The following is an 18164-nucleotide window of genomic DNA, read 5'->3' as shown; positions in this document are numbered from 1 at the left end:
CGCTACACTCGCGTTGCGGCACGGGATGCCGCTCGAATCCATTGCGCGGAGACAACATGGCCTCAGGCACGGCGGCGAGCATGCTAACGCACCCTCATCGCGACGCCCTTGACCGTGCGCAGACGCAGGTCAATTCGCTCGTGCTCGGCAAGGCGCACGAAGTGCGGCTCGCGTTCGTGGCGTTGCTGTCGGATGGCCACATCCTCATCGAGGATCTTCCGGGCCTCGGCAAGACGACGCTCGCGCATGCGCTCGCCGCGACGGTCGGCCTGAAGTTCCAGCGCGTGCAGTTCACGTCGGACCTGTTGCCGGCCGACATCCTCGGCGTATCGATCTACGACACGACGCGCCAGGCCTTCGAGTTCCATCCCGGCCCGGTGTTCACCCAGGTCCTGCTGGCCGACGAGATCAACCGCGCGCCGCCGCGCACGCAAAGTGCGTTGCTCGAAGCGATGGCGGAGCATCAGGTCACCGTCGACGGCGTGACGCGCCCGCTCCTGGCGCCGTTCTTCGTGATCGCGACGCAGAACCCGGTCGATCTCTCGGGCACGTATCCCCTGCCCGATTCGCAGCTCGATCGATTCCTGCTTCGGTTGTCGCTGGGTTATCCGGGCGAAGACGCGGAGCGCGAACTGCTCGCGGGGACCGATCGTCGACAACTGATCGCGGAAATTTCGCCCCAGTTCGCGGACGGCGAGTTCGACGCCGTGCGCGGCGCCGTGTCGCAGGTGCATGCGAGCGAAGCGCTCGTCGCGTACGTGCAGGCGCTGCTCGCGCGCAGTCGTCGCCATCCGGGCGTGCGCGTCGGTCTGTCGCCGCGTGCGGGCATCGCTCTGCTGCGTGCCGCGCGCGCGCATGCGCTCCTGCTCGGCCGCGCGCATGTCGTGCCAGAGGACGTACAAGCATTGTTCTCGCATGTAGCGGCACATCGCCTCGTCGTCGATGCCGACGCCGGCAGCGACGACGCCGCGGCGAAGTCGATCCTGCATTCGGTGCCGGTGGACTGATGCGCGCGACGCGCGGCCTCCGTCGGCGGCTGCTTGCGCTGGCGCGCCCGCGTGGCCCGGAGTCGTTGCCGGTGCGCTTCGATCGTCGACGGATCTACGTGCTGCCCACGCGCTTCGGCCTGTTCTTCGCCGCACTGCTGGCGGCGATGTCGGTGGGCGGCCTCAACTACAACAACAATCCCGCGCTGCTGATGGCGTTCCTGCTGGCGGGCGCCGCGATGGCGAGCCTCGTGTCCGCGCAGTTGCAGCTGAGTGGCCTCTCGGTGGTCGCAGTGGATGCCGAACCGGTGCACGCCGGCAAGACGTTGCACCTGCGCGTGCACACGCGCACGGGCGATAGGCGGCCGCGCTCGGGCCTCAGAGTCGATTTCGATGACGACAACGCCGTGCCGCTCGCGTTGCGCGATGGCACGGGCGATGTCGTCCTGGACGTCGCGACGCGTCACCGCGGCTGGCTCGACGTGCCGCGCGTCCGCGTACAGACGACGTGGCCGCTCGGCATCGCGCGCGCGTGGTCGTACGTGTGGCCGGACACACCGGTGCTCGTCTATCCGATGCCGGAAGCGGTTGCGCCCCCATTGCCGACCGGCTCCGGCGATCCTGCCGCGCGTCGACTGCACGCGGCAGGCGACGACGTCCACCACCTCCGCAACTACCGCGCGGGCGATTCGCGTCGCGCGATCGCGTGGAAGCCGTCCGCGCGACGCGGCACGCTGCTCGTTCGCGAATTCGAGCAGCCCACCGGCACCGACATCGAACTCGATTGGCGCGAGCTATACGGCCTGCCGCACGAGGCGCGCATCGCGCGGCTCGCGCGCTGGGTGGAAGACGCCGAACGCGATGGTCGACGCTATCGGCTGTGGATCCCCGGGCATCCCGCTCTCGGACCCGATCGCGGTCCCGCGCATCGCCACGCCTGCCTGCGCGCGCTCGCGCTGATGCCCCATGGCTGACGCCGCCGCCCGCCCGCTCGACGACGGCAGCCGTCGCTGGACGCTGCTCGTCGCGGGACTCTGCCTGTTGCCGCTGTTGTTGCAGTTACCGGGGCCGACGGCGCTGGCGATCGCGGCGACTGCCGTTGTCATCGCGCTGCTCGCGTGGCGACGTCCGTTGTCGAACCTGGTTCGCGGGCTGCTCGCGATCACGATCGTCGCCGCCGTGGCGGCGCAGTTCGGATTCCACTTCGGCCGCGACACCGGTTGCGCGCTGCTCGGCGCGATGCTCGCGCTCAAGCCATCCGAAACGACGACGTTGCGCGACGGTCGCAGCCTGGTCGGGTTCGCGCTGTTCGCGCCGTTCTCGACGTTCCTGCTCGACCAGGGGCCGTGGACGCTCGTACTCGGTCTCGCCGGCGCGATCCTCGGGCTCGGCGCGTTGCAACGCCTCGCGACGCTCGAGGGCGAGATGCCCCCGCCGGGCCTGTTGCCGCCGATGCGGCAGGCCCTTCGCACGCTCCTCTTCGGCATTCCGCTCGCGCTCGCGATCTTCTGGCTGTTCCCGCGCATCGGCACGCCGTTGTGGGGCGTGCCGGATCGCGCGGCCGCGAAGGTAGGCCTGTCGGATCGCATGTCGCCCGGCGACTGGGTCGACCTGCTGGCCGACGACAGCGTCGCGGTGCGCGCACGCTTCATCGGCCCGACCCCACCGAAAAGCGCGATGTACTGGCGCGGCCCGGTGCTCTGGGATTTCGATGGCCGCACATGGGCGCGCGCCCGCGACATCGGCATCTGGTCGCTCGATCGCGCGCAGCCTTCTGCGACGCGGTGGACGTACACGCTTGAAGTCGAGCCGACCGATCGCACGCAACTCGTCGCGCTCGACCTTCCGCTCGCCGCGCCGGAAGGCGCGAGCCTGACGTGGGACTACAGCCTGCATGCCGCGCGTCCGCTGGCCAACCTCACGCGCTGGCAGATGACGTCGTCGCCGCCGCAGGTCATGCAGATGCATCTGCCCGATGCGCTGCGTCGACGAGCACTCGCATTGCCGCAGGGCTACGACCCACGCACCGTCGCACTGGGTCGCGACCTGCGAGCGCGCCTGCACGACGATCGCGCGATCGTGCAGTACGCGCTGGACTGGATCCGTCGGGATTTCTCCTATTCGATTGCCGCGCCGCCACTCGGCCGCGACAGCATCGACGAGTTCCTGTTCCAGACGCGCACCGGCTACTGCGAGCATTTCGCGGGTAGCTTCACGTTGCTGATGCGGTCGGCGGGCATTCCCACGCGCGTGGTGACCGGGTATGTCGGCGGCCAATGGAACCGGCTCGGCGGCTACTGGATGATCCGTCGCATGGATGCGCACGCATGGGCCGAAGTCTGGCTGCCGCAACGCGGCTGGGTGCGCGTCGATCCGACCGCCGCGGTCGCACCGGAGCGCATCTACGACACCATCGACGATCGCCTGCCTGCGGGCGGCCTGCTCGACACGCTGCAGGGGCCACGCGGATTCGCGCAGGTCGGCGACTGGATGCGGCAGAACTGGAACGACCTCGTGCTCGGCTTTAACGCCGATCGCCAGGAACGCCTGCTGGCACCGCTGGGCCTCGACCGCCTCAGCGGTATGCAGCTCGTGCTGCTGTTCGTCGTCGCAGCCGCGCTCGCCCTCGGCCTGATGGTCTGGCTCAGCCTGCGCGCGCCCCGCGAGCACGATCCGGTACTTCGCGCATGGCACGGCCTCGTGGCGCGTTATGCCCGCGTCGGCCTCGGCCGCGGGGTTCACGAGCCCGCGACGGTCTGGGCTGAACGAATCACGAAGGCGCGTGCCGACCGTACCCGTGGGCTGCTCGAACTCACCGCCCGCTTCGCGGATTCGCGATACGCTGCCGGTGTCGCGGACGAGGCGTCCGCACGCCGGTTGGTGCGCGACCTGCGCGCGCATCGGCCGACCTGACCGACCCGCGCTGGACGCGCTCCCGTCCGGAGACCGCAATGACCATTCGTTCCACCATCGCACTCGGCACGCTCGCCCTCGCCCTCGCGGGTTGTGCGTCGCTGCCGCAACCGTTGCAGGGGCAGTACACGCCGATCACGCCGCGCGAAGCGGCGGATCGCGACAGCGCCGGCGCCACCGTCCGCTGGGGCGGCCGCATTGTCGAAGTCGAACCGCAGACGAACCGCACCTGCTTCCAGATGATCTCGACGCAACTCGATGCGACGGGGCGTCCGTACTGGGCGACCGACGACGTCGGCGGTCGTTTCATCGCCTGTCGCAGTGGCTTCTACGACCCCGCCGTGTTCGAAAAGAATCGCGAAGTAACGTTTACCGGCCACGTCGACGGGTTTGAGAACCGCCGCATCGGCCAGTACGACTACCGTGTGCCGCGCGTGGCGGCCGACGTCGTCTACCTCTGGCCGGTGCGCGATCGCGTCGACGTCGTCGAGCGTCCGGCGCCGTGGCCGTGGTGGGGCTGGTGGTGATCGATACGCCGTAACCGCAACGAAGAAGCCCGCCTCGATGGCGGGCTTTTCGTTTCGCGTCACGCGTGTTCCGATTCAGCGCAGCGCTTTTCGACGCACGAGCTTCAGCGCGGACCAGACGGCATCGACCGCACAGACCTTGACGTCCACGAGGCCGAGCGGCAACGCGACGTCGCGGATGCGGTCTTCCGTGATGTCGGTCGGCACCTTGGACGCCTTCTTCGGCCACGAGACCCAGATCGGCGTGTCCGCAGGCAACTGCGATGCGAGGTCGGCCAGACGCGATGCGAGATCGCTGAGCGACGTTGAAAACACGTGCGCGATCCGTACACCCGCGCCGGGTTTCGCTACGAAGGTCACGCCGGACGGCATATCGCCCAGGAGCGACTGGTAGTCCACCGGCGCATCGATCAGCAGCACGCGTATCGACGGCGCATAACCGAGCTTGGCGGCAAGCGGCTTACCGGAGTAACCCGCCGCCGTAGCCATCGTCAGCGATGTGCGCCGAAGCCGCCGAGATGCGCGCCGGCCAGCAGGTGCAGATGCAACTGGAACACGGTCTGCCCGGCGTGCGCGCCGCAATTGGTCACGACGCGATAGCCATCTTTCTGTAGACCTTGCTGACGCGCGTAATCGGCGACGGCGAGCAGCAGGCGGCCCAGCAGTTCCGCGTGTTCGGGCTTTGCGGCATCGAGCGATGCGATCGGCGTCTTCGGCACGAACAGCACGTGCACCGGCGCGCTCGGCGCGATGTCACGAAAGGCGATCACATCATCGGTTTCGTATACGATATCCGCCGGAATTTCGCGACGGATGATCTTGCCGAAGATCGTCGTGTCGATATCGCTCATCGCATCACTCCCGGATTTCGCTGCGGCTGCCGAACGCGTGCGACAGCGTGCCACGGTCGACGTACTCGAGTTCACCGCCGAGCGGCACGCCGTACGCGAGGCGACTCGGCGTTACGCCCTGCTGGCGTGCGAGCTGCGCGAGGTAGTGCGCCGTCGCCTCACCTTCGACGGTCGGATTCGTCGCGATGATGAGCTCGCGCACCTCGCCCTCGCCCAACCGCGCACTCAGTCGATCGAGACCGAGTTCGCGCGGGCCGATGCCATCGAGCGGCGACAGACGCCCCTGCAGGACGTAGTACAGGCCGCGATAGCCCGTGGCCTGTTCGATCGCGAGACGATCGGCTGGCGTTTCCACGACGCAGAGCTGGTCGACGTCGCGCGATGGACTCGCGCAGACGTCGCAGACGGCGTTCTCGCTGAAGTCGCGACAGCGTTCGCAGTGACCGATGCGTTCGACCGCTTCCGCGAGCACCTTCGCAAGCTGGCGCCCCCCGGCGCGTTCGCGTTCGAGCACGTGATACGCCATGCGCTGCGCGGACTTCGTGCCGACGCCGGGCAGCACGCGCAGCGCTTCGATCAGCTGGTCGAGCAGCGTGCTCATCGGATCGTTCCGTGGCGGTTATGCCCGCCGTTCAACGCATCGCACATGCGTATGACGCCGACGCTCAGAACATCCCCGGAAGCTTCATGCCCGGCGGAAGCGGCATGCCCGCCGTCGCCGCCGACATGCGCGACTGCGACTCCGCATTGACCTTGTTGACCGCGTCGTTGAACGCCGCGGCGATGAGGTCTTCGGCCATCTCCGGATCGCTGATCACGCTCGGATCGATGCGCACCTTGCGGCACTCCATGCGCCCGGTGATCGTCACGCTGACCATGCCCGCGCCGGCGTTGCCGGTGACTTCGAGCTTGGCCAGGTCTTCCTGCGCCTTCTGCAGGTTTTCCTGCATCTTCTGCGCCTGCTGCATCATCTGGGCGATGTTTCCACGCATGAGATCTACTCCGTAACGAATGGGGTGGCGTCAGCGGTCGAGCGGACGCACGGATTCGGGGACGATGCGGCCGCCGGCGGCGACGAGCCGCTGCACATCGGGATGCTGTTCGAAGTCGCGCTGGGCAGCGGCCTGCTTGGCGTCGCGCACGCGATCGGCGTGCACGCGCACCGAGTCGACAGCCTGCGACGGCGCTTCGAAGCGCACCTGCGGCGCCTGACCGAAACGCGACGCGAGAGCGTCGGCCAGCATCTTCACCATCGCCGCGCCCTTGAGGTGCTCGTCCGACGGTTCGATCGACAGACGCACGACACCGTCGCTGCAACCGACGAAGCCCACATGCTCGGCCAGCAGGCGTGCGGGGCCGCGGAGTTCGCAGGTCTCGACCCATTCGCGCCATGCATGGGCGTCCGACAGGCCGCCATCGCCCGACGCGGAACGCGCATTGGCATTCGGTTGCGGCTCGGGCGTCGCGGCAGCTTCCACCGGCGCCGGCGATGCATCGCGAACGACAGGCGCCTGGTCATCGTTCGCGCTCGACCTTGTTGCGTTGGCCACGGGCGCCGGCGCAGCCGGTGACATCGGCTCCGCATTCGCCGCCGGTTGCGTGGAGGGTGCAGCGCTACGTGCCGGCGTGGCATCGAGCGCCTCACGCGCCGCAGCCGCGGCAGCGCCCGGTGCACGCGACGGCGGCATGCGTTCGGCACGCGGCGCACCCGCATTCGTCGACGCGGTGCCTGCCCCCGGACGGAACGCGAGCATCCGCAGCAGCACCATTTCGAAGCCCGCGCGCGGGCTCGGCGCGAGCGGAAGGTCGCGACGGCCGTTCAAGGCCATCTGGTACCAGAGCTGCACGACTTCGGCCGGAATCGCATCGGCCAGCGCATCGATCGCCACGCCGTCGACCTCGATCACGGCGCCCGGCACCAGCTGGCGCACCTGCACGTGATGCAGCGATTCCGCGACGGCTTCGAGCACGTCGTCCCAGTCGGGCGAGAACTCGCCGAGCCGCTCGATTTCCGCCATGAGCGCGGCACCATCGCCCGCCGACAACGCATCGAGCAGCGTGCCGACGCGACCGCGATCGACCGTGCCGAGCATCGCGGCAACGCCCGCATCGGTCAGCTGCGACCCGGTGTACGCGATCGCCTGGTCGAGCAGCGAAAGCCCATCGCGCAACGAGCCGTCGGCCGAACGCGCGAGCTGCTTGATCGCACCGTCTTCGACCGGAATCTGCTCGGCCTCGAGGATCTTCCGCATCTGGCCGCGGATCTGCTCCTCGTCCAAGCGCTTGAGGTTGAACTGCAGACAGCGCGACAGCACCGTCACGGGCAGCTTCTGCGGGTCCGTCGTTGCGAGCAGGAACTTCACGTGGCCCGGCGGCTCTTCCAGCGTCTTGAGCAACGCGTTGAAGGCCGACTTGGACAGCATGTGCACTTCGTCGATCAGGTAGACCTTCACCCGGCCGCGGCTCGGCATGTACTGCGCGTTGTCGATGACTTCGCGGACGTCGTCGACGCCGGTGTTGCTCGCGGCGTCGATCTCGAGGAGGTCGATGAAGCGGCCGGCGTCGATGTCGCGGCAGGAATTGCATTCGCCGCACGGGTCGGCCGACGTGCCGCGTTCGCAGTTCAACGACTTCGCGAAGATGCGCGCGATCGTCGTCTTCCCGACGCCGCGGGTGCCGGTGAACAGGAAGGCGTGGTGCACGCGACCGCTGTCGAGCGCGTTGGTCAGCGCGCGGACGACGTGCTCCTGCCCGACGAGCTCGGCGAAACGCTTCGGACGCCATTTGCGGGCAAGAACGAGATAGGACATGCGGTTCCGGAAGACGGGTCGCCGGCGCGTGCGGCGAGGTCGAACGATTGTGCCAGAGGCCTGTCGCACCCCGTGCGCGCCTTGTGGCTGCGGGCCGCCGGAGCGTAGAATCACCGGCCCTGAAGGCGGCCGGAGGCCGTATTCAGGCCAGGTGCGGAGAGGTGTCCGAGTGGTTGAAGGAGCACGCCTGGAAAGTGTGTAAGCGTCTAAACCGCGCTTCGGGGGTTCGAATCCCCCTCTCTCCGCCAATTTCCGACACGTCGGTTCGCCGCGTCTCGAACGTCTCTATGGTGGCCCCGTCGGCCCCTCGCGACGCTAGGTCGAAAACCCCGCCAGGGCCGGAAGGCAGCAACGGTATCGACTGATGCGGGCGCCGAGGTCAGCCGGCGGGGTCATCGCCCTTTCAGAACCCGACGAATCAGTCCGCGTAGAGCGACGCGAACGCCTCGAAGTCGCCGGTGTCCAGCACGCCGGCGATGCAGTGGTGCGGCACGGATAGCTTCACGTCGACGCTGTCGTCGTCATCGGCCTGCAGGTCGAGCGTGAGCTCGACGTAGGTGCCGTCGAGATCCACCTTGCGGCATTCGACGTACGCGCCGAACGCCGAGCCGACGCGCATCCACGGCGTCAGCAAGGTGCCCAGCTCGATGCGGCCGGGTTCGGTCAGGAAGACACGAAGACGATGGCGACGTTTGGACATGACGACCTCGCAGATCGAACGGCCGGCAGGCTAACCGGCCGGCCGTAAGCGCGGCGCGATGGTCAGCCGGTCCAGGGTTCTGCGCGTTCCGCGGTCGGTTCGGCCAGCGGCACGACTTCGCCCGGTCGCCCGACACGATAACCGCGCGACGCAAGCGCTTCGGCGTCGGCCGGGCTCGCGTAGTGGTAGAGCATGCAGCGATCGAGCAACTCGCGCGGATATTCGCGCTCGAGATCGTCGATGCCGCTGTGCGATGGATTGCCGTGCAGCCCGCAGTCGTGCGCAACGAGTTCCGCATCGCCTGCATGACGCGCAAGCATCTCGGGAATGGGCCGCGTATCGCCGGTCCACACGACGCTTCCGCGCAGGCGCAGCCCGAACGCCGTATCGGGCCAATGGTGTCGCGCCGGAAACACTTCCAGACGCACGCCGTCGTGCCAGAACGCGTCACCGACGGGCACCAGCCGGAACGCATCCCAGAAGTTCGCGCCGCCCTCAGCGAGCACGTTCGGATACGCAGCGATGCGCTGATGCAGCAACGGCACGAGCGGAGCCGGCACGTAAACGACGACGTTGCCGCGCTTCGCGTCGTTGAAGAACGCATCGACGAACAGGCGTTCGAACCCGGCGACGTGATCAAGGTGCGCATGCGTGATGAACAACGCGCGCGGCGACTCGCCGTAGGTCGACTGGTAGGCGGTCAGCCCTTCGCCGCCGCAGTCGATCGTCAGCCATGGGCGACCACCGCGTTCGATCGTCGCCATCGCCGAACCGAGCGTCACCGCCGCGGCATTGCCGACGCCGTGCAGGCGAAGGGTCCACTCGCTCATGGCGCGCTCCAGGCCTGCTCGTAGGCGTCGTGCAGTCGCATGAAATCCTCTTCGACCTCGCCGACGTCACGCACACCGCGTCGCTTCAGCAGCGATCGATGAAGCCGCGACAGGTTGCGCTGCCGCCAGCCGTTGCCGATCGTGCGGAACACGCCACGATCCAGGTCGATCACCCAGCCGGCGCCATTGCGGTCGAACAGCAGGTTGTCGGCGTTGAGATCCGCGTGATCCAGCCCGGCGCGATGCATGCGCGCGATCAGGCGACCGGCTTCGACCCACGGCGCGTCGCCTTCCATTGCGAGCGCGGCGAGGGTTTCGACGTTGCGAAGGCGCTCGATGAGGATCGCCGCGCGGTAACGCAGCCCACTTCGTTCGTAGAACGCGGCGAGCGGGGTCGGCACCGGAATGCCGCGACGCTGCGCCTCTTCGAGAAGACGGTACTCGGCCACGCTGCGCACGCGCGCCTCGCCGTGCCACAGATAACTGGCACTGCTCAGCCGCGCCGCGAGGCCGCCCCGACGGTAGCGTCGCAACACGCATGCACCGAACGGCGCGTCGACGAACCAGGCCGCACCGCGGCCACCGGTCGCGACCGGCCGCGCGCGATCGCCCCAGGTGCGGGGGTCGAACCAGCCCGGTGTCGCTTGTCCGGTGCGTTCGGGGTCGAACACAATCGCGCCGCGGCCTTCGAGGCCGTCGAACTCGATCCGTGCGTCGTCGGCATGCGCGGTCGCCATGACCGGAGTCTATCAGCGCATGACACGCCCTCTTCCGCTTCCACCCGGCGCGCACGTCTGCCTGCTGCGCCTGTCGGCGCTGGGCGACGTCACCCACGTGTTGCCACTGATCAACACGCTACGCGCAGGGATTTCCGACGTGCGCATCAGCTGGATCATCGGACGCGGCGAGCATCGACTCCTCGACGGCCTTCCGGGCGTCGACTTCATCGAGTACGACAAGAAGAGCGGCGTCGCCGGCATGCGCGCGATGCGGCGCGGTTTCGATCAGCGATTCGACGCACTGCTGCAGATGCAGGTGGCGGCGCGCGCGAACCTGTTGTCGGCCTTCGTGCCCGCGCGCCGGCGCATCGGCTACGACCGCTCTCGTTCGAAGGATCTGCATGGGCTCTTCATCCGCGAACGCATCGCCGATCGCCCGGGCATCCATGTACTCGAGGCCATCGGCAGCTTCGCGGAGCCGCTCGGGCTGACGCCGCTTCCCGTCCATTGGGACATGCCCGTGCCGGCCGACGCGTTCGACTGGGCCGCCGCACAGTGGCCCGACGACGGTCGTCGCACCTTGATGATTTCGCCCTGCTCCAGCCACGTACGCCGCAACTGGCGGAGCGAGCGCTACGCGGCGGTGGCCGATCATGCGGCCGAGCGCGGCTGGCGCATCGTGCTGTGTGGCGGCCGCAGCAAGCTCGAACGCACGACCGGTGACGCGATCCTCGCCGCGATGAAGCACGCGGCGCTCGACCTCATCGGCAAGGACACGCTGAAGCAGCTGCCGGCCTTGCTGGCGCGCGCGGACCTCGTGATGACGCCGGACTCGGGCCCCATGCACATCGCCAACGCGATGGGCACGAAGGTGTTGGGCCTGCATGCCGCGAGCAACCCGCTACGCAGCGGCCCGTACAGCGACGTTCGCTACTGCGTCGACCGCTACGACGATGCGGCGCGTCGGTATCTCAAGCGACCGGCGAGCGAGATCAAGTGGGGCACGAAGATCGAGTTCGACGGCGTCATGGACCTCATCACCGTCGACGACGCGACCGCCGCGTTCGAGCGCTACGTCGCCGACAACGCGTAACGCACGTCAGGCCGACGGCTGACGGTAGTCCTCGTACGACTTCTCCTCGACGTAGGCCGAGCCCAGCGCGAGGTTGATGTCCTTCTTGATGCGGGCGCGTTCGTCGTTCTCGAAGTAGACCGCGCGCGCGAGGCGAATAAATTCGCCGTCGAATTCCTGCCGCTTTTCCTTGACGCGGATGTCGTCCTCGATCTCCCAGAGGCGTTCGTTGACGGCCTTGAGATCGGCGCGCAGCCGGACGATGTCCTTGCCGGCCGCCGGATGCGCCATCCAGGTCTTCTCCAGCGCGGCCAGCTCCTTGCGGACGTTGGCGAGCTTGGCCTCGTCCTTCATTCGCTCGGACTTGATCTGCAGGATCGCGATCTTGTCCAGCAGCTCGCCGAACGACACCGGCACCAGGATCTCGGACATGGGCAGCCTCGGAATACGGGGGGCGACAGTGTAGCGCCGCCCTTGTCGGCCGCCCGGCCGGGGCCGTATCATTCACGGCCCAGCGGTGCTCCCGCTGGCCACCGGAGAGGTGGCAGAGTGGTTGAATGTACCTGACTCGAAATCAGGCGTGCGTTTATAGCGCACCGAGGGTTCGAATCCCTCCCTCTCCGCCAGATTTGAAAAAAAGGCTCCCGCAAGGGAGCTTTTTTTTCGCCCGCGATCGCCCAGCCCGGATGCCATCGCCATGAAGCATCAACGCCGAATCGATCCTGCACCGGCCGCGGACCGGGTTGGGTGTTTTGCCGCCTTGCCCTCGCCGCGCGCGGCACGGATGATTCGGAAAGCCGCCGGCCCTCGCGTGACCCCATGATCGAATACGGACATCTCACCCACGCAGGATTGCGTCGCGAACTCAACGAAGACACGTACTACGCCGACGGCGAGCTCGGCCTGTGGCTCGTGGCCGACGGCATGGGCGGCCACGAGTACGGCGAAGTCGCTAGCGCACTCGCACGCGACACCATCGTTCGGGAAGTGCGCGACGGCACGCCGCTGGCGCAGGCGATCCGTATCGCCGACGAAGACATCATCTCGATGTCGCGCCGTCGCAACGACGCATTGCCGATGGGCACCACCGTCGTCGCCGCGCGCATCAAGGGCGAGCGTTTCGAAGTGGCGTGGGTCGGCGACAGCCGCGTCTACCTCTGGCGCGAAGGTCAGCTGCTGCAGCTGTCGCAGGATCACAGCTACGTGCAGGAACTCATCGCCAACGGTGCGCTCACGCAGGAACAGGCGCGCAGCCATCCGCACCGCAACGTCGTTACGCAGGCGCTGGGTGTCACCGACCCGAAGAGCCTCAACGTCGAGACGATGACGGGCGAGCTGCGCCCCGGCATGCAGCTTCTTCTGTGCAGCGACGGCTTGACCGAGGAAGTCGACGATCGCGCGATCGCGAAGGTGCTCGCGCGTCAGGACTGCAGTGCGCAGGAATGCGCCGAAACGCTCGTGGCCGCGGCACTCGACGGTGGCGGTTCGGACAACATCACGGCGGTGCTGATCCGCCGCGCGTAACGCTTACGCAGGCGCGAGCGTCTCGTCGCCGCCGGCGGCTTCGCTGATCCGATCCCACATCGCCGTGCCCGCCTTCTTGCGCAGCACCGCGAGCCGCGACTCGTGCGCGGCGATGTCGTCGGCGGTCACCAGCACGCGCGGGCGCGGTCGGCTGAGGTCGATCTCGAACGGGAGCGCGTCGTTCGCCGTTTCGACCACGGCGTCGCCGAATCCCAGATCCGTCTGACCGGACGTCAGCCCGATGTAGACCTCGGCAAGCAGTTGCGCGTCGAGCAACGCGCCGTGCAACTGGCGATGTGCGTTATCGACACCGAGACGACGACACAACGCATCGAGCGAATTGCGCTGCCCCGGATAGCGCTTGCGCGCGAGCAGTAACGTGTCCTCCACGCGGCACCGATGCGCGATGCAACCGTAATGCGTGCCGCAGAGGCGCAGTTCGTTGTCGAGAAAACCGATGTCGAACGCTGCGTTGTGGATGACGAGTTCGGCACCGTCGATGAACTCGAGGAACTCGTCGATGACTTCGGCGAAGCGCGGCTTGTCGGAAAGAAAATCGAGCGTCAGGCCCGTCACTTCCGACGCACCGGGTTCGAAGTCGACATCCGGATTGAGATAGCGATGGAACGTGCGACCGGTCGGACGGCGCTCGACGAATTCCACGCAACCGATTTCCACGACGCGGCAGCCGCGCTCCCAGCTGAGGCCGGTGGTTTCGGTGTCGAGAATGACCTGGCGCATCGGTGTGTCCGGACGTCGTTGCGACTAGCGTAACGGGCGCGCGTCTCGGAGACGTGTGCGCGCCGCGCGATGCATCACGGTTCGATCGTCGCGCCGGCGCCGTTCTTGAACGCGAGCGCCTGCGCACGTGCGAGCGCATCGACGCGCTCGTTGTCGGGATCGCCGTTGTGGCCTTTCACCCAGTGCCATGAGATGCGATGACGCTGCGTCGCCGCATGCAATCGCTCCCACAGATCGCGGTTCTTGACCGGATCGCCGCCCGCGGTTTTCCAGTTGCGACGCACCCAGCCCGGCATCCATTCGGTGATGCCCTGTCGCACGTATTGCGAATCGGTGTAGAGGTCGACCGTGCACGCTTCGGTCAGCGTTTCGAGTGCGCGGATCGCGGCCATCAGCTCCATGCGGTTGTTCGTCGTGGCCGCTTCGCCGCCGGACAACTCGCGCTCCTTGGCCTTGTAACGCAGGAGTGCCCCCCAGCCGCCCGGGCCGGGGTTGCCGACGCAGGCGCCATCCGTGTGGATCTGGACCGCCTTGAGGTCGTTCAGGGACTCGTTCATCGGAAATCGTGCCATTCGCCATTGTGCAACGCCCTGCCCCGCGACCGCTCGTCGGAGCGGATCCGTACGCGAGCGCACGGCCTCGGCGGCTGTTGAATCAGGCATTTAGGCCGGATTGCTCAAGGTCTCCGGCCGGTGAGGGGTCTTCGTCACGGTCACCGCGGGTTGACGATGGGAATTCACGTCGGCAAGGTCGCCCCTTCTTCGGGACCAGCACCGCAGCCGTTCAGCGTATTCAGGAGGCATCACGCTGAGGTGGCACTAACCGACGGAGGTACTTGCCAATGCGATTGCAGCCGCTGCCTGCGCGCGTCGACAACTACATCTGGGTGTTTCGCAACGATCAGGGCCGAGCGCTGGTGGTCGATCCCAGCGAAGCTCACCCGGTGTTCGACGCCGCCAACAACGACGAGTTTTCGCCTGCGGCGATTCTCCTCACGCATCACCACCCCGATCACGTCGCCGGCGCCGCGCCGCTTCTGCATCGGTGGCCCGGAACTCCGGTCTTCGGACCGGCCGATGACCGCATCGATGTCCCGATGACGCACGTCGCCGAGGGCGACACGTTCGAGATCGAGGACTGGTCCATCCACGTGATGTCCGTACCCGGGCACACGCGCACCCACATCGCTTTCGTCGTCGAGACGGCCGGCAACGCGCCGGTGCTGTTCTGCGGCGACACGCTCTTCAGCCTGGGCTGCGGCCGCCTGTTCGAAGGCGACGCCGTCCAGATGGAGACCTCGTTGGGGAGGCTCGCAGCGTTACCGCCCGAAACCCGGGTCTGCTGCGGGCACGAGTACACGCTGGCCAATGCCGCATTCGCGGCGGTGGTCGATCCGGACAACGCGGCGCTCCAACGCCGCACGAAGGAGGCCAAGACCATGCGAGACGCTCAACAGCCGACTCTGCCGAGCACCGTCCGCGACGAGCGGGCGTGCAACCCGTTCCTGCGCTGCGACGAACCGGCGGTCATCGACGCCGCCGCGCGCCGCCTGGGCCGTGCACCCGCTGATCGTGTCGAAACCTTCGCCACGCTTCGTGCGTGGAAGGACGGGTTCGCGGCATGAACACTCTTCTTATTAAGACGAGCGCTCTGGCGCTCGCGTCCACGCTCGCGCTCGCGTCGACCTCGGCGCATGCCGCCGATACGCGCAACGGTCGCGAGGTGTTCGAACACTTCCGCAGCGGTCTCGCCGAGCCGACCTGCCCGGCCGAGCCGTCGCGCTGGACCAAGCAGTTCTCGCACGCACCGGAGCGCCTGTCCGACCGCGATTCCGACACGCTCGCGCTGTTCGGCCACGTCGTCGAATCGGTCCGCGCCGCGCACCTGCCCACCGAGTACGCGCTGATCCCGTTCGTGGAAAGCGGCTACAAGCCGAGCGCCCGCAGCGGCGCCGGCCCGGCCGGCCTCTGGCAGATGATCGGCACGACGGCCCGCAACCATGACGTCCCGATGCGCGCCGGTTACGACGGCCGCATGTCGCCGGTCGATTCCACCAAGGCGGCGGTGCGTTACCTCAAGACCCTGCACGGCATGTTCGGCGGCAACTGGCGCTTGGCGGTCATGGCCTATAACGCGGGCGAGTACCGCGTGTTCGGCGCGATGAAGCGCGCCGGCCAGACGCCGCGCACCGCCAATCCACAGGCACTCGCAGGCCTGTCGGGCATCACGACGTCGTACGACGACAAGCTGCACGCGATTTCCTGCGTCATCGCCCAAGCCGAGAAGCAGCCCCGCTTCCTCGCCTCGCTCGATCGCCCGATCCGCACGCTGGGCCCGACGCCGGCGTCCGACACGATGATCGCGTTGAAGCCGTCCAAGTCTGAGCCGAATGCGCCGGTCGTGGCCGCGGTCTCGATGCCGGCGATCTTCGCGCCGGGTTCGGCCGCCGCGTCGCTCGGCAAGACGGTCGGCGACGCCGTGCCGGTTCCCGCGGCTGCGTCGCCGGCCGGATCGAACGCGTCGGTGTCGGCCTCCGCAGCACCGGCCGCGCCGGTTGCAGCCGCGACGTCGCCGGTCGTGAATGCGGTCGCCGCCATCTCGAACGCGCCGCGCAAGCACGTGGTGGCCGTCGGAGAGAACCTCTGGACGATCGCGCGCCGCTACAAGGTGTCGGTGGCCGACCTGTTGACGCTCAACGGCAGCCTCAAGGGCGGCAAGTTGCTCGCACCCGGCATGGTCCTCGCCGTCGACTCGCTGGCCGCGAAGTAGCCTCCGGGCGCCCGCGCGGGCACACTACGGCGCCCGCCCGCCACCTGAGCGGGCGCCAGAACGGAGAGCACATGGGTTTCCTGCAGGGCAAGCGCGCACTCATCACGGGCATCGCGAGCCAGCGTTCGATCGCCACCGGCATCGCCGAGGCCATGCGCGCCCAGGGCGCGGAGCTCGCGCTGACCTATCAGAACGACAAGCTCAAGTCGCGCGTCGAAGCGGCCGCCGCCGAGTACGGGAGCGACATCGTTATCCCGCTCGACGTCACCTCCGACGAGCAGATCGCGCAGTGCTTCGAGGAGCTGGGCAAGCGCTGGGACGGCTTCGACATCCTCGTCCACGCGATCGCGTACGCGCCGCGCGAGGCGATCGAGGGCGAATTCCTCGACGGCCTGACCCGCGAGAACTTCGGCATCGCGCACGACATCTCGGCCTATTCGCTGGCGGCACTCGCCAAGGCGGCGCGCCCGATGATGGCCGGCCGCAATGGCTCGATCCTGACGCTGAGCTACCTGGGCGCCGAGCGCGCACTGCAGAACTACAACGTCATGGGCGTGGCCAAGGCCAGCCTCGAGGCGACGGTGCGCTACCTCGCGCTCAACCTCGGCCCGGAAGGCACGCGCGTCAACGCGATCTCTGCGGGCCCGATCAAGACGCTCGCCGCTGCCGGCATCGCCAACTTCCGGAAGATGCTCCACCACTTCGAGAGCTACGCGCCGCTGCGTCGGAGCGTGACGATCGAGGATGTCGGCAACGCCGCCGCCTTCCTCTGCTCCGACCTCGCCGCGGGCATCACCGGCGAAGTGACGTACGTCGATTCGGGCTACAACATCCTTGGCATGACGGGCATCGGCGACGACGACTGATCATCGCGATTCTTATTAATACGTTGCACGACGAAGCCCGGCACGCGCCGGGCTTTTTCGTTGCGTCGCGCCCGCCATGCACGCCAGGAAACGCGAACGGCCCGCTTTCGCGGGCCGTCCGAAATCACACGACGAGTTCGAATCAGAGGTTCGACTCGTTGACCTCGATCTTGTAGCCGTGGCGCAGTGCACGAACTGCCGCCTCGAAGTCGACCAGACCGTGCAGCTGGCCGATCTGGCGGCCAAGCGTGGTGATGTCGCCACCCGCGTCCGCTGCCGTACCCGGCTTGATCGTATCGACGACGAACACGAGCGCGCGGCCATCCGGCAGCACCTTCGATCCCGCCGCCACCTTGCCCTTCGGCGCATAGGCGGCGAAGAAGGCGTCGGTGACGCCCGGCGCGGCGACGTTCGCACTGCGCGGCACGCCGAGGACGGGCTTCGGCTCGGGCAGGCCCTGCGCGGCGGCGACCTGCGCCAGCGACTGACCGGCGCGAACCTGCGCCAGCACCGCATCCGCGCGGCGCTGTGCAGCCTTCATCAGGCGATCGGCCTGCACCGCCGCGACCACCCGATCGCGCACCTCCGCCAGCGTGAGCTGACGCGCGGCGGCGTGCGCGGTCACGCGCAGCAGCACGCTGTGGTTGGCGCCGACGTCGATCGGGTCGGACACCATGCCTTGGCCGATCGCGGTTTCGGAGAACGCCGTGCGCTGCACCAGCGGGTTGGCGAGCACGCCCGTGCCCTGCCCGCGTGCGATCGGGCCGGCCGTCAGCACCGGCACGCCGACGACGCGCGCCGCGGGGCCGAGCGACGACGGATTCTTCAGCACCGCGTCGACGATCTTCGACGTCGT

Annotated in this window: 21 protein-coding genes, 2 tRNA genes and 1 other RNA gene; 12 read left to right on the top strand and 12 right to left on the bottom strand. The window is 68.0% G+C overall.

Annotation, left to right across the window (positions count from 1 at the left end):
- The first annotated feature begins 56 nt into the window (after positions 1–56).
- From EVS83_RS00115 to EVS83_RS00100, 4 genes are read left to right on the top strand one after another with little or no spacing between them, the layout of a single operon-like run.
- Positions 57–1007 (top strand): AAA family ATPase, encoded by a 951-nt coding sequence (locus EVS83_RS00115; RefSeq protein WP_342774889.1) that lies wholly within the window; start codon positions 57–59, stop codon positions 1005–1007.
- Positions 1007–1960 carry a DUF58 domain-containing protein gene (locus EVS83_RS00110; RefSeq protein WP_133498327.1) on the top strand — a complete coding sequence of 318 codons (954 nt, stop codon included), beginning with the start codon at positions 1007–1009 and terminating at the stop codon, positions 1958–1960. The genes EVS83_RS00115 and EVS83_RS00110 overlap by 1 nt, the downstream gene beginning before the upstream one ends.
- Complete coding sequence (locus EVS83_RS00105; RefSeq protein ID WP_133498325.1) at positions 1953–3899, top strand: transglutaminase TgpA family protein; 1947 nt, start codon at positions 1953–1955, stop codon at positions 3897–3899. Before EVS83_RS00110 ends, EVS83_RS00105 begins: the two co-directional genes overlap by 8 nt.
- 38 nt (positions 3900–3937) lie before the next feature.
- Complete coding sequence (locus tag EVS83_RS00100) at positions 3938–4426, top strand: Slp family lipoprotein (RefSeq protein ID WP_133498323.1); 489 nt, start codon at positions 3938–3940, stop codon at positions 4424–4426.
- A 75-nt stretch (positions 4427–4501) separates the two neighbouring features.
- Here the strand turns inward: EVS83_RS00100 and EVS83_RS00095 are convergent, their stop codons facing one another.
- The 5 genes from EVS83_RS00095 to dnaX all read right to left on the bottom strand — a co-directional run bounded on the left by EVS83_RS00095 (position 4502) and on the right by dnaX (position 8087).
- A complete protein-coding gene (locus EVS83_RS00095; RefSeq protein WP_133498321.1) occupies positions 4502–4915 on the bottom strand; it encodes a DUF3052 family protein in 414 nt (137 codons plus the stop codon).
- A 2-nt stretch (positions 4916–4917) separates the two neighbouring features.
- Positions 4918–5268: a histidine triad nucleotide-binding protein gene (locus tag EVS83_RS00090; RefSeq protein WP_208108657.1), complete on the bottom strand. Its 351-nt coding sequence runs from the start codon at positions 5266–5268 to the stop codon at positions 4918–4920.
- Positions 5269–5281: 13 nt separating this feature from the next.
- The gene (gene recR, locus EVS83_RS00085; RefSeq protein WP_133498317.1) at positions 5282–5878 is read right to left on the bottom strand and encodes a recombination mediator RecR; all 597 of its coding nucleotides are present in this window, start codon (positions 5876–5878) and stop codon (positions 5282–5284) included.
- Between the two features lie 64 nt (positions 5879–5942).
- A complete protein-coding gene (locus EVS83_RS00080) occupies positions 5943–6269 on the bottom strand; it encodes a YbaB/EbfC family nucleoid-associated protein (protein ID WP_133498315.1) in 327 nt (108 codons plus the stop codon).
- Positions 6270–6299: 30 nt separating this feature from the next.
- Positions 6300–8087 (bottom strand): DNA polymerase III subunit gamma/tau, encoded by a 1788-nt coding sequence (dnaX, locus tag EVS83_RS00075; protein WP_133498313.1) that lies wholly within the window; start codon positions 8085–8087, stop codon positions 6300–6302.
- Between the two features lie 155 nt (positions 8088–8242).
- Between dnaX and EVS83_RS00070 the strand changes: the two genes are divergently transcribed.
- A tRNA-Ser gene (locus EVS83_RS00070) sits at positions 8243–8335 on the top strand.
- A gap of 48 nt (positions 8336–8383) precedes the next feature.
- Positions 8384–8480, top strand: an RNA gene (gene ffs / locus EVS83_RS00065) — signal recognition particle sRNA small type.
- 25 nt (positions 8481–8505) lie between these two features.
- Here ffs and EVS83_RS00060 read toward each other — a convergent pair.
- The 3 genes from EVS83_RS00060 to EVS83_RS00050 form a co-directional block, all read right to left on the bottom strand.
- A complete protein-coding gene (locus EVS83_RS00060) occupies positions 8506–8787 on the bottom strand; it encodes a hypothetical protein (protein ID WP_133498311.1) in 282 nt (93 codons plus the stop codon).
- A 62-nt stretch (positions 8788–8849) separates the two neighbouring features.
- On the bottom strand, positions 8850–9617 hold the full coding sequence (locus tag EVS83_RS00055) for an MBL fold metallo-hydrolase (RefSeq protein WP_133498309.1): 768 nt from the start codon (positions 9615–9617) through the stop codon (positions 8850–8852).
- On the bottom strand, positions 9614–10354 hold the full coding sequence (locus EVS83_RS00050; RefSeq protein WP_133498307.1) for a 3-deoxy-D-manno-octulosonic acid kinase: 741 nt from the start codon (positions 10352–10354) through the stop codon (positions 9614–9616). The genes EVS83_RS00055 and EVS83_RS00050 overlap by 4 nt, the downstream gene beginning before the upstream one ends.
- Positions 10355–10373: 19 nt before the next feature.
- On the opposite strand from EVS83_RS00050, the gene EVS83_RS00045 reads away from it, so the two are divergent.
- The gene (locus EVS83_RS00045) at positions 10374–11429 is read left to right on the top strand and encodes a glycosyltransferase family 9 protein (RefSeq protein WP_133498305.1); all 1056 of its coding nucleotides are present in this window, start codon (positions 10374–10376) and stop codon (positions 11427–11429) included.
- A gap of 6 nt (positions 11430–11435) precedes the next feature.
- Here EVS83_RS00045 and EVS83_RS00040 read toward each other — a convergent pair whose 3' ends face one another.
- On the bottom strand, positions 11436–11840 hold the full coding sequence (locus tag EVS83_RS00040) for a DUF6165 family protein (protein ID WP_133498303.1): 405 nt from the start codon (positions 11838–11840) through the stop codon (positions 11436–11438).
- 103 nt (positions 11841–11943) lie between these two features.
- On the opposite strand from EVS83_RS00040, the gene EVS83_RS00035 reads away from it, so the two are divergent.
- Positions 11944–12034 (top strand) — tRNA-Ser (locus EVS83_RS00035).
- A 193-nt stretch (positions 12035–12227) separates the two neighbouring features.
- Positions 12228–12932 carry a PP2C family protein-serine/threonine phosphatase gene (locus tag EVS83_RS00030; RefSeq protein ID WP_133498301.1) on the top strand — a complete coding sequence of 235 codons (705 nt, stop codon included), beginning with the start codon at positions 12228–12230 and terminating at the stop codon, positions 12930–12932.
- Between the two features lie 3 nt (positions 12933–12935).
- Here EVS83_RS00030 and dnaQ read toward each other — a convergent pair whose 3' ends face one another.
- Positions 12936–13673, bottom strand: a complete 738-nt coding sequence (dnaQ, locus tag EVS83_RS00025; protein ID WP_133498299.1) for a DNA polymerase III subunit epsilon — start codon at positions 13671–13673, stop codon at positions 12936–12938.
- Between the two features lie 74 nt (positions 13674–13747).
- The gene (gene rnhA, locus EVS83_RS00020) at positions 13748–14230 is read right to left on the bottom strand and encodes a ribonuclease HI (RefSeq protein ID WP_133498297.1); all 483 of its coding nucleotides are present in this window, start codon (positions 14228–14230) and stop codon (positions 13748–13750) included.
- Positions 14231–14514: 284 nt separating this feature from the next.
- Here rnhA and gloB point away from each other — a divergent pair, with 284 nt between their 5' ends.
- The 3 genes from gloB to EVS83_RS00005 all read left to right on the top strand — a co-directional run bounded on the left by gloB (position 14515) and on the right by EVS83_RS00005 (position 17308).
- Positions 14515–15297, top strand: coding sequence for a hydroxyacylglutathione hydrolase (gene gloB / locus EVS83_RS00015; protein ID WP_133498295.1), 783 nt, complete (start codon positions 14515–14517; stop codon positions 15295–15297).
- Complete coding sequence (locus tag EVS83_RS00010; protein WP_133498293.1) at positions 15294–16442, top strand: lytic transglycosylase domain-containing protein; 1149 nt, start codon at positions 15294–15296, stop codon at positions 16440–16442. Before gloB ends, EVS83_RS00010 begins: the two co-directional genes overlap by 4 nt.
- 71 nt (positions 16443–16513) lie before the next feature.
- Positions 16514–17308 carry an enoyl-ACP reductase FabI gene (locus EVS83_RS00005; protein ID WP_133498291.1) on the top strand — a complete coding sequence of 265 codons (795 nt, stop codon included), beginning with the start codon at positions 16514–16516 and terminating at the stop codon, positions 17306–17308.
- A gap of 142 nt (positions 17309–17450) precedes the next feature.
- Here the strand turns inward: EVS83_RS00005 and EVS83_RS15510 are convergent.
- Positions 17451–18164: peptidyl-prolyl isomerase family protein (locus tag EVS83_RS15510; protein WP_484029698.1), on the bottom strand; the 714-nt coding region annotated here is incomplete at its 5' end.

Origin of the sequence: Cognatilysobacter terrigena (assembly GCF_004361065.1) — a bacterium.
Classification (GTDB): domain Bacteria; phylum Pseudomonadota; class Gammaproteobacteria; order Xanthomonadales; family Xanthomonadaceae; genus Cognatilysobacter; species Cognatilysobacter terrigena.
This window is presented reverse-complemented; position numbering and strand designations above follow the sequence as displayed.

What these genes read in the sequence shown, in the direction of transcription:
- EVS83_RS00115 (WP_342774889.1), top strand. Translation starts at nt 57, where the DNA reads ATGGCCTCAGGCACGGCGGCGAGCATGCTAACGCACCCTCATCGCGAC.
- EVS83_RS00110 (WP_133498327.1), top strand. Translation starts at nt 1,007, where the DNA reads ATGCGCGCGACGCGCGGCCTCCGTCGGCGGCTGCTTGCGCTGGCGCGC.
- EVS83_RS00105 (WP_133498325.1), top strand. Translation starts at nt 1,953, where the DNA reads ATGGCTGACGCCGCCGCCCGCCCGCTCGACGACGGCAGCCGTCGCTGG.
- EVS83_RS00100 (WP_133498323.1), top strand. Translation starts at nt 3,938, where the DNA reads ATGACCATTCGTTCCACCATCGCACTCGGCACGCTCGCCCTCGCCCTC.
- EVS83_RS00095 (WP_133498321.1), bottom strand. Translation starts at nt 4,915, where the DNA reads ATGGCTACGGCGGCGGGTTACTCCGGTAAGCCGCTTGCCGCCAAGCTC.
- recR (WP_133498317.1), bottom strand. Translation starts at nt 5,878, where the DNA reads ATGAGCACGCTGCTCGACCAGCTGATCGAAGCGCTGCGCGTGCTGCCC.
- EVS83_RS00080 (WP_133498315.1), bottom strand. Translation starts at nt 6,269, where the DNA reads ATGCGTGGAAACATCGCCCAGATGATGCAGCAGGCGCAGAAGATGCAG.
- dnaX (WP_133498313.1), bottom strand. Translation starts at nt 8,087, where the DNA reads ATGTCCTATCTCGTTCTTGCCCGCAAATGGCGTCCGAAGCGTTTCGCC.
- EVS83_RS00060 (WP_133498311.1), bottom strand. Translation starts at nt 8,787, where the DNA reads ATGTCCAAACGTCGCCATCGTCTTCGTGTCTTCCTGACCGAACCCGGC.
- EVS83_RS00055 (WP_133498309.1), bottom strand. Translation starts at nt 9,617, where the DNA reads ATGAGCGAGTGGACCCTTCGCCTGCACGGCGTCGGCAATGCCGCGGCG.
- EVS83_RS00050 (WP_133498307.1), bottom strand. Translation starts at nt 10,354, where the DNA reads ATGGCGACCGCGCATGCCGACGACGCACGGATCGAGTTCGACGGCCTC.
- EVS83_RS00045 (WP_133498305.1), top strand. Translation starts at nt 10,374, where the DNA reads ATGACACGCCCTCTTCCGCTTCCACCCGGCGCGCACGTCTGCCTGCTG.
- EVS83_RS00040 (WP_133498303.1), bottom strand. Translation starts at nt 11,840, where the DNA reads ATGTCCGAGATCCTGGTGCCGGTGTCGTTCGGCGAGCTGCTGGACAAG.
- EVS83_RS00030 (WP_133498301.1), top strand. Translation starts at nt 12,228, where the DNA reads ATGATCGAATACGGACATCTCACCCACGCAGGATTGCGTCGCGAACTC.
- dnaQ (WP_133498299.1), bottom strand. Translation starts at nt 13,673, where the DNA reads ATGCGCCAGGTCATTCTCGACACCGAAACCACCGGCCTCAGCTGGGAG.
- rnhA (WP_133498297.1), bottom strand. Translation starts at nt 14,230, where the DNA reads ATGAACGAGTCCCTGAACGACCTCAAGGCGGTCCAGATCCACACGGAT.
- gloB (WP_133498295.1), top strand. Translation starts at nt 14,515, where the DNA reads ATGCGATTGCAGCCGCTGCCTGCGCGCGTCGACAACTACATCTGGGTG.
- EVS83_RS00010 (WP_133498293.1), top strand. Translation starts at nt 15,294, where the DNA reads ATGAACACTCTTCTTATTAAGACGAGCGCTCTGGCGCTCGCGTCCACG.
- EVS83_RS00005 (WP_133498291.1), top strand. Translation starts at nt 16,514, where the DNA reads ATGGGTTTCCTGCAGGGCAAGCGCGCACTCATCACGGGCATCGCGAGC.